Here is a 14,129-nt window from a genome sequence, read left to right on the forward strand (position 1 = left end):
TCTTCTCTTGCTAAGATTCGCGCTACGAGACGAATTTCTTCTTGCTGTTGAGGTAATCTACCAGCAGATACTCACCGAGATTATCTTTGTCGGCATAGAAGGTACGACCGCGGTTGATCTCAGCCATCTGGTTGACGAAGGCCACCATCCAATCATCGTCATAGAGCATGAAGGTGTTGATGGTAATACCGTCGCGCGTGCAGCGCTGGACCTCCAGCAGGGTCTGCTGCTCCGCGTAGGGGCTAGGGAAGGCGAACTGCCAGCCACCATAGCGTTCCTCATACCAGACGGTCGGGCCGCCATCGGTAATCATGATGATCTGCTTGTTGACGCCCCGATGCCTGGCAAGCAACTGGCGAGCCAGCATCAGTCCATGCGCCATATTCGTGCCACGATCATTGTCGTAGCGACTCAACTCCATCAATTCGTTGGACTTGTATTCGCGTGCGACAAACGAGAAGCCTACAATATAGAGGTTATCGCGTGGAAACTGCGAGCGAATAAGGCTCTCCAGCGCCACCGAAACCTTCTTCGCCGCCTGCTGACAACCGTTATAGACCATGCTCAGGCTCATATCGATCATCAACACCGTTGAAGACTGAGTCATAAACTCCGTACGATAGACCTCAAAGTCGTCCTGCTGAAGCGCGAGCGGCGTTCCCGCGCCCTTGCGATTGATGGAGTTCATCAGCGTCTTTTGCAGGTCGAGCAGGAAGGGGTCGCCAAACTGGTAGGTCTTGCTCTCGTCAGTTCGCTCGCCACCAACCCCGCGGAAGGGGCTGACATGACGGCCAAAGCCATCACGCTTGAGCTTATTAAAGATGTCCTGCAAGGCCTTCTGACCAATCTTGCGGATACCGCGCGCGGTCAGCTCCCAGCGGTTGCCTTTCTTCTCGATATAGCCCGCCTCCTCAAGGGTCTTCATCAGTTCCTTGAGCTGCTCTATCGATTGGTACTCGTCATCGCCAAGCAGTTCTTTGACCTTGTCGCTGTCAATGGCTCCCAGTTCATCAAGGCGCCGCGCCTCCTGTAACTGGTCCTGCAGGCCCTCCATCTGCTGTAGTCGGCCCATCATACGCATGGCCTCGTTCAGAGGCAGGGTTTCATTGCCTCTAAAAGGGAAACGCGTCCTGACCTGCTCCATAGGAGCGACCGCCTCCAGGTTTTGCGCCAGTTCGAGCATATCGACGCGGATACGGTCATCACCCATGAGTTGATCCATGAGTTGTTGCAGTTCCTGGCGCTGCTCGGGCGAGAGGTTATCCATAATACCCTGCATCGCCGCCTGCTGCATTTGCATCTGCTCGATGAGATCATCCAGCGAGTTGACTCCAGGGAAGTAGTGTCCGTGCTTCTGCATGAAGGAATCGAAGTCGGGTTCAAGTCCCTGCTGGCGCTCTTGCAGCATCTTGTTGAGATCGCGAATCATCTCACGCAGATTCGCCACATCTTCCTGGGTCATGTTCTGCAACGACTGCTGCATACCCTGGAAGTATTGCTGCATCATCTGCTGCTGCAAGCTTGCCAGTAACTCCTGGAACTGTTCGCGAGCCTGGTCATCCATGAAGTCATACTCGGAGAGCTGCTTGATCTGCCCAGGAATATCCTGGGGCAGGCCCTCCAGGTACTCTTGCTTACGCTTGGCGATCATCTCCAGCATCTTGCGCATCTGCTCAGGCGAGAGTTGGTCGCCACCGGCTCCCTCCTGGCCCGAAGTACCCTCCTGCCCCTGCTGACTCTCCGCTGAAGGAGATTCAGAGCCGGAGCGAGCGGATGGCTGCTGCCCAGAGGGTTGCTGGTTCTCGCCTCCAGGCTGCGGCTGACCCTGTTGTCCAGGTTGCGGCTCGCCATTTTGTGCATCCAGGCGACGCTGAATGCCTTCACGCTCCAGTTGCTTGATCGCTTCCAGTTTTTCGCGCAAGTCATCCATCACGCCGGAGGCCATATTGTAGCGATTGAGCTGCTCGCTACGATTCTGGCGCAAGCGCTCCATGATCTCACGCAGCCCCATGGCCTGCCGCCCATCCTCGTTGCGCACGCCATCTTGCATCAAGCGCCGAAGCGCCTGTTGCAGGTTGCCGTTCTCCATGTAGTCATCGGAGAGCGCTTTGAGGATATCGTCGGCATCAAGGCCATCGATACGCTGCGAGCCATCCCAGCGGGTATAGCCGTAGCGATTCTTTATAAAGCGTTGAAACATAGCGCGTATCCTTTAGTGCCTCTCCGGAAACCTGAGCGCGCTTGTCCCCGAATGGGGGAAGCGCTAGTCGCGTGAGCGACGTTGGTTTCCGCATAAAAGTTACCGGCGATAGCGCACCTTGCCTCTGACCTCATCCTTGTTGAGACGCCGATTCAGGTGCAGCCCTTCGAGAATAAACTCAATGGAGGAGGCGATGCTCGCAGGGTTGCCGCGTCCATTCAGCTTATCAATAGCCTTACTCAAGCCTCCCACTTTGGAAAGCTGGTTGACGTACTCCATGGACGACATATCATCTCCAACCTGGACATTCAGGCCCTTCTCAAAACCCGCCACCAGTTGGTCAAAGTCACGCTGCTCGAAGTATTCGCCGAAGATGTTGAGGATAGCCGAGTTAACGAGTTTCTGTACAACACGCTCCTCTTTGACATCCCCTACCGCGTCCAGCTCGATCTTGCCACAGGTCGAGGCCAGAATCGCCGAGAGGTCGCTCACACGCGGCACAGCCGAGCGCTCGTTGAGGCGCAGGGCGCGGCGCACAGCGTTGCTCAGCACGTTCTCAAAGTTTGAGACCGACACGCGCACACTGACACCTGAACGCTGGCTAATGTCGTTACTGATGCGCGCCAGTTGTGTGACCTCAGCGATCACTTCCTTCATAAACTTGGGGACAACGATCTCAAGCCCCTCGGTCGGGAAGTGCGTGCTCTCGGCCTCCATGATATTGATCTCATGCTCAAGTCCGCGGGGATAGTGCGTGCGGATCTCAGAACCGATACGGTCCTTCAACGGCGTAATGATACGCCCACGATTGGTATAGTCCTCGGGGTTGGCACTGGCCACCACGTAGACGTCCAGGGGCAGGCGAATTTTGTAGCCGCGAATCTGCACGTCGCGCTCTTCCATGATGTTGAGCAGGCCCACCTGAATACGCTCAGCCAGGTCCGGTAGCTCATTAATACAGAAGATACCACGATTGGTACGCGGGATCATGCCATAGTGAATGGTCAGTTCGTCCGAGAGATAGCGCCCCTCCGCCACACGGATGGGATCAACCTCACCCACCAGGTCAGAGATCGTTATATCTGGAGTCGCCAATTTTTCACCATAACGTCGATCACGGGGCAACCAGGCGATCTCTACCTCTTCGCCAGACTGGGCGACTTTATCGCGACAGGCCTTACAAATCGGCTCATAGGGACTATCATTTATCTCACATCCCGCGATCACGGGAACCTCGTCATCCAACAGATTCGCCAGGCTACGGGCCATACGCGTCTTGGCCTGTCCTCGCTCACCAAGGAAGATGATATCCTGACCTGAAAGGATGGCATTCTCGATTTGGGGAATAACCGTCTCTTCATAGCCAACAATCCCAGGGAACAACTCTTCACCTGCGCGAATCTTGGCAATCAAGTTTTTGCGCATCTCCTCTTTGACCGAGAGCACCTTGTAGCCACTTGCACGCAACTCTCCAATAGTTCGCGGCCGAGTAGTGATTGACATTGAGTTTCTATGCTACCTTTCTTGGGGATTGGCTTCATGTGGACGCATGCGAGCGCGAGAGGAAACAGCATTTGCTCCTGCATGGGCCCCACGATACCAGACAGAGGTGGAACCACTATGATTCTACAGCCTGGTACAAGAAAACGCAAGAGACAGGATGTAAGCTCATCTATGTTATTTGTTGTAGATAGAGAAGAATCCCCTGGCGGCCGCCAGGGGATTCTTCTCTATCTACAACAAAACTTTAGCGGCCACTCAACTCCGCGATCTCAGCCATGTCGGGGATGCGCGAGGGCAGGTGTTGGGGCATACTCGTGACCACAATACCCGGACGGAAGAGCAACGCGGCCTTCAGGCGCAAGGCCGTCTGGTTGTGCAGGAAATGCTCCCACCAGTGCGCGACCACAAACTCGGGCAGAAGCACGGTGATTGTAAACTCCGGGTAAAGCTCTTTCACCGAATCGATATAATCAAGGATTGGGCGATACAGCGAGCGATACGGCGACTCGATCACGACCAGCATGGTCTTATCATCACTTGGCAGACGTTTGGCCCAATCCTGCCAGGTAGCACGCACCTTGTCTGTGTCTCCTTCGTCAATCGAGACATGGACCGCAACCACGTTTTTCGTGATTGAGCGCGCATAGGCGATACTCTGGACCGAGACACGGTCCATAGCTGCAATCGGTACAATAAAGAGATGCTTGATCTCCGCCGCGCGTCCAGGTACCGTTGTGGTTCGCTGACGCTCAACGCCATGATAGTGCTTATGAATACTCATAAACATCAGCACCAGGATCGGGATCAGGATCACGACAACCCACGCGCCCTCTAAGAATTTCGTCCAGGCAATCACAATCGCCACCACAAGCGTGGTACAGGCGCCCAGAGCGTTAATGCTGATCTTGCGCTGCCAACCACGTTCCGTCGAGCGCAAGCGCCACCAGTGAATGACCATTCCGCTCTGTGAGAGCGTAAAGGACATGAAGACACCGACAGCATATAGACCGATCAAAGCATCAGTGCTCCCCTTAAAGATTATCAGGAGCGCGCTCGCGAAAATAGCCAGGACAACGATACCCGTTGAGAAGGCCAGGCGATCACCACGGAAGGCAAACTGGTGCGGCAAGAAATGATCACGCGCTAGCAAGGATGCCAGGCGGGGGAAGTCAGCATAGCTCGTGTTAGCCGCCAGCACCAGGATGAAGAGCACTGACAGTTGGAAGATGGGGAAGAAGAAGGCAAAAGGCCCCTGAAAGACCTTCTGCGCAATCTGGGCGATAACGGTAGGGTTGCCACCAACTTGAGGCGTGACACCATAGGCCATAGCCAGCAGGGTGATACCAATAAACAAAATCGCCAGGATACTAGCCATCCAGGTCAGCGTAATGGCTGCGTTTTTCGTCTCCGGCTTTTTAAAGGCAGGCACGCCATTGGAGATGGCCTCAACACCCGTCATGGCCGAACAGCCCGAGGCAAAGGCCTTGAGGATCAAGAAGATCGAGACCGGCTCCGTACCTGTTATGCCCGTAGGGGGATGGAAAGCAGCCATAAAAGGTTGATGATCGATGAGATAGGCCTTGAAGAGTCCACCAACGATCATGATCACAGCGCTTGCGATAAAGAAGTAGGTGGGGATGGCAAAGACAGAGCCAGACTCACGAATACCGCGCAGGTTCACAATCGTAATCAAGATCACGAGCGCAACATCGATGGCAACCACATACGGTCCCAGGCCCTGAAAGACCGAGGCAAGGTTCTGAACGCCTGAGGAGACGCTTACCGACACCGTGAGAATATAGTCAATCAAGAGCGAGGCTGCGGCGACCAGGCCGGGCAGAGTACCCAGGTTATCCTTGGCGACGATATAGGAGCCACCACCACCGGGATAGGCGGGAATCGTCTGGCGATAAGAGATGGCCACAATGGCCAGTAAGAGCACAATGGCGATGCTGATAGGAAAAACTATACCAGTTGCCATGGCCCCTGCCGCGAGCAAGGCCACCATACTAGCCTCCGTCGCGTACGCCACCGAAGAGATCGCATCCGAGGAGAGCACTGCCAGAGCTTTAAACTTGGTTAAGCGCTCGTGAGCAGCCTGGGCATTAGTAAGTGGCGAACCAATTAAGAAGCGCTTGACCCGGTAGGTGACCTGCTCGCGGCCACTTCTGGGGGCCAGTGAGGCTTCCGTCGCCTCCAACACGCCATCTCCAACACGCCGGAGTGAGGAATGACTTGGGCGCACAATGCGAATACGCTCATGCCCTGGCAACTTTCCTGGGACCAGTTGCGCACGCGCCAGAAGTGAGGGATCCTCCTCATTTAGTAATCCATCTTGTTCACCTGATACCTGTGTAGACGATGCCACAGCCGGACCAGCCGGTTCATACTCCTGCGAGGAAGCCTGAACGTCCTTGTGCTCCATAAATCAAAACCCTTCTCTATGTATATGTACAGGCATAGCGCGCCACTGTGTCTTTCTTAAATGCTTGCCTCATAGCATTTATACCTTAGGATACCTAAAGATTGTCTAAAGAAATGAAGAAGAGCGCTAAAAATTTGCTCCTCACTCCCAACGACATGCTCAAAAAAAATACTCAAAGCACACACAAACTCTCAAAAGCACCTGCCTCACCCCTACAATTAAGAGCAGAAAAACGCTGGGGTAGAAAGGCCTGTGGCCTTTCTACCCCAGCGTTTTTCTGCTCTTAATTAACCTGCGCTCGCTCCAGGGGTACGACATGGATATCGACATTGACATGCAAACGCAGCAACTTATTGACGACCGAGCCGAAGAAAAACTCCTCCAGGCGAGTGTGCGTCGGTTGGCCGATGACCAGTTGCGTAATCCGTTGCTCGCGCGAGACCTGGGCCAGGGCGGTCGCAATGTCGCTGCTCTTGAGGCGTACGACTTCAGCTCCAAGGTCCTCCGCGAACAGAGCATGTTCCTCCAGGCACTGCTTCGCCTCTTCAAGGTATCTCTTTGCTCCACTGCCATATTTAAGGAAAGCCAGGATCTGGCGTTGCAGAGCCGTATATCCCTCAAGTTCGATAGAGACCGCGACCAGGTCCGCGTGCAGACCATGAGCCAGGCGCCAGGCGTCACGAATAATGAGTCGGCTCTGAACGCGATGATCGAATCCGACCAGCACACGCTCATTGGTAGCCCAGGCGCCGGTAATGGCATGCCCGGTCATATATGCCTGTAGCTGTGACTCGGCTTTATTGGCTGTCAGGCGCAGGGCGATCTCGCGCAGGGCCGTCAGGTTGCCCTCGCGAAAGAAATTCTTCAGCGCAGGCTCAATACGCTCGGGTGGATAAATATTGCCATGCAGCATTCGCTGTCGCAATGCACTGGGGGCTATATCGACCAGTTCTACTTCATCAGCCTGGTCGAGAATCGAGTCGGGGAGCGTCTCACGCACGCGAATGCCGGTGATATTCTCAACCAGGTCATTCAGACTCTCCAGATGTTGGACGTTGAGTGTTGTAATCACATCGATGCCGGCATCCAGAAGTTCCTGCACATCTTTATAGCGTTTGCGATGCTTCGAACCCGAAACATTGGTATGCGCCAGTTCATCAACAAGTGCGACTTGGGGATGCCGTGCTATAACAGCATCCGTATTCATCTCCTCCAATATCACTCCACGGTACTCGATCTTCTTGCGCGGCACAATCTCCAGGTCGCCAATCTGCTCGGCGGTATTCTGGCGCTTATGTGTCTCGACATAGCCAATCACAACATTGGTGCCACGCTCTTTCCGTCGTCGCCCCTCGTTAAGCATGGCATAGGTCTTACCTACGCCAGCGGAGGCGCCTAGATACACGCGGAGACGACCACGTCCTGGCGTCGGATCGCTCACATCGTCGAGTGACGTAGGGGATGGAACCCCTACGTCACTATCGCGTAGTTTATACCGATTCAGCAGCGCTTCAGGATCTAGGCGTCCATCCTCACGCCGATTATTATTAGGATTTGACGTGTCCATCATTATCCTGATATTACTAACTTATTTACCGTCTAGCGCTAAATTAAGCTCAAGGACATTCACATGCTCCTCGCCCAGAATCCCCAGGAACCGCCCCTGGACATGCTTCATGACCAATGCCCGTACCTGGTCCTCACTCATACCTCGCTCTTTAGCGATGCGTGGTACCTGGAAGAGGGCGCCCGCGACCGAAATGTCTGGGTCCAGGCCCGAACCCGAAGTGGTCACCAGGTCAACCGGCACTGGAACACCAGGGTTCTCTTTTTGCAGTTCCTTCACCCGTTCCTGAACAGCATCCTGTAGATTTTTGTTCGTAGGACCCAGGTTTGATGCAGCAGAGTTCTGCGCATTGTATGGCTCACTCTTACTACTATCGGTCACAGAGACCGTCGCGGAGGGACGACCATGAAAGTATTTCGGCGCGGTCCAGTACTGCCCGATCAGGTCTGAGCCAATCACCTGTCCATTAACGGTGTGCAAGCTACCGTTGGCCTGGGAGGGGAAAAGCAGTTGCGCCAGGCCCGTTACAATACCAGGATAGAGTAACCCCGTGACCACTGTCAACAAAAGGGTCAGCACTATCGCTGGACGAATTTGCTTCTTCATCTCAAGAGCCATGTCTCTCTCCTTCCGCAACTCCTACGCGAGATGCAACAACACGAGCAGCAGGTCAATCAATTTAATGCCAATAAATGGGACAATCAAACCACCTACGCCGTAGATGAGCAGGTTACGCCGCAGCAGTGGACCCGCCCCTAGCGGCTTGTAGTTGACGCCACGCAGGGCCAGCGGAATCAAGAGAATAATGATGATCGCGTTAAAGATGACTGCCGAGAGAATCGCGCTATGTGGCGTTGCCAGATGCATAATATTGAGCGCATTCAGCACCGGGAACGCTACCGAGAACATCGCCGGAATAATGGCGAAGTATTTGGCGACATCGTTAGCAATACTAAAGGTGGTCAACGCGCCACGCGTCATGAGTAACTGCTTCCCAACCTCGACGACTTCGATCAACTTAGTCGGATTCGAGTCCAGGTCGACCATGTTCGCGGCCTCTTTCGCCGCCTGGGTGCCTGTATTCATGGCCACGCCAACATCTGCCTGTGCCAGGGCGGGGGCATCATTAGTGCCATCACCGGTCATGGCCACCAGGCGACCACCCGCCTGCTGCTCCCCGATCAGCTTCATCTTGGTCTCGGGCGTGGCCTGAGCCAGGAAGTCATCGACACCAGCCTCTTTGGCGATAGCGCCTGCGGTCAACGGATTGTCGCCTGTGATCATGATGGTGCGAATACCCATCTTGCGCAACTGCTCAAAGCGCTCACGCATACCACCCTTGACGATATCCTTTAGCTCGATTACACCGAGCAAGCGCGCCGAACCATTGGCGCCGCCATTGTCGGCAACCACGAGCGGCGTACTACCAGCTCGCGCAATATCCTCTACCAACTGCGTCAGCTCTTCGCTGGCAGAGCCACCATTCTCAGCTGCATATCGATTAAGGGCATCACCAGCACCTTTACGAATCGAGCGTGTACCAGTCCTGGTTTGGAAATCGACCCCACTCATGCGTGTCTGAGCCGAGAAAGGGATAAAGATCGCCTCATCTGTATTGGCAGAAATCTGCAGATCATACTGCTCTTCGGCAAGCTTAACAATGGAGCGGCCCTCGGGCGTCTCATCAGCCAGGCTGGAGAGCAGAGCCGCCTCAGCCAGCTCGCGCTCTTCAATGCCCTTCAGAGGCACAAAGCGGCTCGCCATGCGGTTACCCAGAGTGATCGTACCTGTCTTATCCAGCAGCAACACATCCACGTCACCCGCAGCCTCAACGGCGCGTCCGCTCATCGCCAGCACATTGCGCTGCACCATGCGGTCCATGCCCGCGATACCAATCGCAGAGAGCAGACCACCAATGGTCGTCGGGATAAGACAGACCAGCAATGCGATCAGGGTCGTAATCGCCACCGGGCTGCCCGAGTAAATGGCGAACGGCTCCAAGGTGATGACCGCCAGCATAAAGATGATCGTCAGGCTGGCCAGCAGGATGTTGAGCGCGATCTCATTTGGCGTCTTCTGGCGCGCTGCCCCCTCGACCAGGGCAATCATGCGATCCAGGAACGACTCACCAGGGTTGGCACTGATGCGCACCACGATCCAGTCAGAGAGCACCCGCGTGCCGCCAGTGACCGCGCTACGATCACCACCACTCTCGCGAATCACGGGTGCGGACTCACCCGTGATCGCCGACTCATCAACCGAGGCCACACCCTCAATGACATCGCCATCACCTGGAATCACCTCGCCAGCCTCGACCAGGACCAGGTCACCCTTGCGCAGATCGGGCGCCTGTACCTCGGTAAAACCTGCCTGGCGCTCGCTTGTCTTCAGGCGCTTCGCCATCATGGAGGTACGTGTGCTGCGCAGCGCGTCGGCCTGGGCCTTACCACGCCCCTCGGCCATGGCCTCGGCGAAGTTAGCGAAGATTACCGTAAACCAGAGCCAGAAGGCGACGCCCAGAGTAAACCACATCTCGCTTACAGGGCCTTGAAGTAGCAGCCGCACCCACTCAATCGTCGTAATGACGCTACCTACCTCGACCACAAACATGACCGGGTTTTTCAACTGCCAGCGTGGATCCAGCTTTTTCAATGAATCGACCATCGCCCGGCGAAGGATCGGACCATTGAAGATGGAGCTGGCGCTCTTGCGTCGTGTCTTCCACTGCTTCGACTCTAATGACTCTGTCTGCTCTATGGTATCAGTCTCTATACTCATTTTTTTAAAACACCTTGCCCGACAGCATCAGCAAATGCTCAACGATTGGTCCTAGCGCATAGGCCGGGAAGTAGGTCAACGCGCCTACGATAATTACCACACCCACCAGCAGGCTGACAAACAGCGGGCCAGTAGTTGGGAAGGTACCAGCATTGGCGGGCACCACTCTCTTCGTGACCAGCGAACCGGCCAGGGCCATCACCGGAATGACGAAGAGGAAACGTCCTACCAGCATCGCGAACGAAAGCGTCCAGTTATATAAATTGGTGTTCGCCGAGAGGCCCGCAAAGGCTGAACCATTGTTGCCGGTACCAGACGTATAGGCGTAGAGAATCTCTGACAAACCATGCGGTCCCGAATTGAGAATAGAGCTTGTCCCTGCTGGCAGAACACTCGCGATGGCTGAGAAGCCAAGGATGCTCGCCGGAAGTATCAGGATAGCCAGCGCGGCCATCTTCATCTCTTTCTGCTCAATCTTCTTCCCAAGGTATTCAGGGGTGCGCCCAACCATCAGGCCAGCAATAAAGACTGCCAGAATGGCGAAGATCAGCATACCGTAGAGACCTGAGCCAACACCACCAAAGACGATTTCACCCAGGGCAATATTAGCGAGTGGAACCAGGCCCCCCAGCGGCGTGTAGCTATCATGGAAGCCATTCACCGCCCCGCATGAGGCGTCAGTAGTAATTACCGCGAAGAGCGTGGATTGCGCGATGCCAAAGCGCACCTCTTTGCCCTCCATATTGCCACCCACCTGCTGAGCCGTCACCGCTTGATTGGCGCCAAGCTTCGTCAACATAGGGTTGCCGACCTGCTCCATGGGCAATGCCACCGCGACGCCGAGCAGGAAGAGCGCAAACATGGCGTACCAGATCGCCCAACCTTGCTTCGTATTGCCAACCATACGGCCAAACATATAGACGAGACCAGCGGGAATCGCGAAGATGGCCAACATTTCAAGCATGTTGGTGATGACATTGGGATTCTCAAAGGGATGCGCCGAGTTGGCATTGAAGAAGCCACCGCCATTCGTGCCAAACTCTTTAATGAACTCCTGGGAGGCCACAGGTCCTTGCGCGATAGTTTGTGTGACGCCATCAAGCGTGTGAACAACCGTATAAGCATTAAAGTTCTGCACCACGCCCTGCGAAACCAGGACCAGGGCACCAATAATACTGATGGGCAACAGGATGTACAGAATACAGCGTGTTACATCAACCCAAAAGTTGCCCAGGTGCTGCGCGCTCCGACGCGACAGGCCACGAATAAAGGCCACGGCCAGCGCAATACCCGTCGCAGCCGAGACAAAGTTATGGAACGCGAGGCCCGCCATCTGGGTCAGATAACTCATGGTCTGCTCGCCGGTATAGGCCTGCCAGTTGGTATTGGTCGTAAAACTGGCGGCCGTATTAAATGCCAGGCCGGGAGCGACCGCCCCATTTGCTGGGGATTGAAAGGCAGCCACTGCTGGGTGCGCTCAAGCAAATAGAGCAACAACATGCCAGCTATGCTAAAAAGCAGCATTGAGATAGTGTAGCCAGTCCAGCGCTGCTCTTCCTCCTTGCGTACTCCGCAAAGCTTGTAGAAGAGGCGCTCTACCGGCACCAGCACAGGCGAGAGCCAGGTACGCTCACCTGCAAAGACCCTGGTCATGTAAAGTCCCAGCGGTTTGGTGACCAGAACCAGGAGCACTACATAGACAAGCACCTGCAAGATCGCATTCATCGTCACAGGCATAATTTTTTCAACCTCACCTCAATCTTTAACATACGTCTTTAAAATTTCTCGGGCATCAACAGGGCAATCGCGAGATAGACGATAAGCCCCAAAGCAATTATGCCCACCAGGATATACTCTATAGGCGAATTCATTTTTGACCTCTGCTACAAACGATCACAGACATAGGTAAAGCCAATACAAACAAAGAAAAAAGCGACCGTTGCGATCACGACAACCAGGTCAAGCACGATATCGGACATTGGTTCCTTTCCCTCCTCATTTCCTGCTAGTCACTTGTCTTCACTTCGCGGACATGCTTCGTCGCCGCGTTGGCAGCCAATCGGATAAGCGCATCCATTGGAAACGGCTTGGGCAGATAGGCCAGCGGGTGAAACTCCGCCAATCGACGAGGACTGACGCGTACCGCAGATAGGATCACAACTGGAAGTTTTTCGACCGGTATACTCCCCTCTTTCCGGCAAGGCACAAGCAGGTGTTCCTGCTGGGCGATGCGTAGTACATCCCAGCCCGTGTGCTCAGAGAGATTAATATCCAGGAGCACCAGGTCAAACGACTCCGCACGCAAATGAGCAAGCGCATCTTCGGCGGCACAGGCGCACCATACACTGTGTCCCCGAGCTACCAGGTTCTGCTCAATCAGACTGCGTAACATGGCGTCGTCTTCCACTAGAAGAATATGTGCTTGCTGCATCTCAAGGCCCCTCGTTGAATGGTGAGTACGGGTAGACGTGGTACACGTATAGAAGGAAGTTGTGAGGCCCAACAGCGAATGTCATGTGTCCAGCCACCTTGCATCCGCCAGGCTATTGGGCATCTCAGCGTTTTCCTGGACACATCGTATCGCTTATTCGCTCAGAGTGGCATCAAGAGAGGAGAGAGACAACTAAAAATTTGCTCAATACTTTGAATTTTTTTATCAGGCTTCAACAACTGGGTTCATTGCATTCTCATAGGAAACGAGGACCTTTAATGGGCGAATCTCACCTAGCGCCAACCGCTCAAACGTTGAGATCAGCTCAGCGCGAGCTACGCGCAATTCAAAAAGTTGCTCCAGGCATGTCGCGTACTGCTGCACATGGCGAAAATACCATGCGGCATGAGTGTGATAATCCCAACCATCACTCGATCCAACGATATGCAGCTCTTTCTCATGAAAGTCAGAGGTCAGTACAAGCGGCTCAATATTTCCATCGGCAGTGATGCAGATGCGCCCATGGTGTTGAACCTGCTTTTGAAGGAGAGCAAATGCCTCGTTGCGGCTGGAGCACTCGAAGGCAACAGCATATTCCCTACTCTCGCTGGGCATATCCTGTGAACGCCAAACATGTTGTGCACCTAACAGGCGTGCCAATGCGTGCCTCTCTGCCAGTGGTTCTACCACATCGACCTGGACCACACCATAGGCACGCAAAATAAAGAGTGTTAGCAGCCCAATCACACCAGAACCAGTGATAAGGGCTATTTCCTCCGGCCTGGGAGCGACCTTACGCACGCCCTTGGCTGTATCGCACGTCAAAATACTCAAAATCGCGAGCGCATCAGAGACCCCATCAGGCACTACGATAACCTGCGTTTCTGGTACGACTGCATACGTGTGATGTCCATAAAAAGCTACAACACGCTCTCCGCGCCGAACTCGCTGTACCGCAGAACCACAAGCCACTACAATGCCTACGCTCTCATAACCCACGCTTCGTGGATAGTGAGGAAGACGACTGGCACGCGAGTTGCCCCTATATAGGGGCAACTCACTACCAATACTAATGGCTCCCGTGCTGGTTTGCACCAGAACGTCGTGTGGGCCAAGAGGTGGCAGTTCTTCGGTGATCCACGCCAACCTCCTGGGAGCGGTGAGATACAGGCGCGAAGTTGTACGTGCTCTATTGTTTGATTCCATGAAGAAACTCTTCCTTTTT

Annotated in this window: 9 protein-coding genes and 1 pseudogene; all 10 read right to left on the reverse strand. The window is 54.5% G+C overall.

The genetic code is table 11. The annotated features are described in order from the left end of the window. Positions 1–22 precede the first annotated feature (22 nt). The 10 genes and pseudogenes from JMJ04_RS42000 to JMJ04_RS42045 all read right to left on the reverse strand — a co-directional run bounded on the left by JMJ04_RS42000 (position 23) and on the right by JMJ04_RS42045 (position 14,110). A complete protein-coding gene (locus tag JMJ04_RS42000) occupies positions 23–2,200 on the reverse strand; it encodes a VWA domain-containing protein (RefSeq protein WP_201376367.1) in 2,178 nt (725 codons plus the stop codon). A 99-nt stretch (positions 2,201–2,299) separates the two neighbouring features. Next, positions 2,300–3,703, reverse strand: a complete 1,404-nt coding sequence (locus JMJ04_RS42005) for a sigma 54-interacting transcriptional regulator (protein ID WP_201376368.1) — start codon at positions 3,701–3,703, stop codon at positions 2,300–2,302. Positions 3,704–3,947: 244 nt separating this feature from the next. Continuing rightward, positions 3,948–6,128, reverse strand: a complete 2,181-nt coding sequence (locus JMJ04_RS42010) for an APC family permease (protein WP_236039078.1) — start codon at positions 6,126–6,128, stop codon at positions 3,948–3,950. A 283-nt stretch (positions 6,129–6,411) separates the two neighbouring features. Beyond that, positions 6,412–7,698 carry a universal stress protein gene (locus JMJ04_RS42015; RefSeq protein WP_236039080.1) on the reverse strand — a complete coding sequence of 429 codons (1,287 nt, stop codon included), beginning with the start codon at positions 7,696–7,698 and terminating at the stop codon, positions 6,412–6,414. A gap of 18 nt (positions 7,699–7,716) precedes the next feature. Beyond that, positions 7,717–8,301: a potassium-transporting ATPase subunit KdpC gene (kdpC, locus tag JMJ04_RS42020; protein ID WP_420799590.1), complete on the reverse strand. Its 585-nt coding sequence runs from the start codon at positions 8,299–8,301 to the stop codon at positions 7,717–7,719. Between the two features lie 33 nt (positions 8,302–8,334). Continuing rightward, positions 8,335–10,473, reverse strand: a complete 2,139-nt coding sequence (gene kdpB, locus JMJ04_RS42025) for a potassium-transporting ATPase subunit KdpB (RefSeq protein WP_201376370.1) — start codon at positions 10,471–10,473, stop codon at positions 8,335–8,337. A gap of 4 nt (positions 10,474–10,477) precedes the next feature. Continuing rightward, positions 10,478–12,204: pseudogene (kdpA, locus tag JMJ04_RS42030) on the reverse strand (potassium-transporting ATPase subunit KdpA). Between the two features lie 44 nt (positions 12,205–12,248). Continuing rightward, a complete protein-coding gene (locus JMJ04_RS42035; RefSeq protein WP_007923303.1) occupies positions 12,249–12,344 on the reverse strand; it encodes a potassium-transporting ATPase subunit F in 96 nt (31 codons plus the stop codon). Between the two features lie 134 nt (positions 12,345–12,478). Then, complete coding sequence (locus tag JMJ04_RS42040; RefSeq protein ID WP_201376371.1) at positions 12,479–12,904, reverse strand: response regulator; 426 nt, start codon at positions 12,902–12,904, stop codon at positions 12,479–12,481. 225 nt (positions 12,905–13,129) lie between these two features. Continuing rightward, complete coding sequence (locus tag JMJ04_RS42045) at positions 13,130–14,110, reverse strand: zinc-dependent alcohol dehydrogenase (RefSeq protein ID WP_201376372.1); 981 nt, start codon at positions 14,108–14,110, stop codon at positions 13,130–13,132. Between the last annotated feature and the right edge of the window lie 19 nt (positions 14,111–14,129).

The sequence above is a fragment of the Ktedonobacter robiniae genome, assembly GCF_016587375.1.
In the GTDB taxonomy this organism is placed as follows: Bacteria; Chloroflexota; Ktedonobacteria; order Ktedonobacterales; family Ktedonobacteraceae; genus Ktedonobacter; species Ktedonobacter robiniae.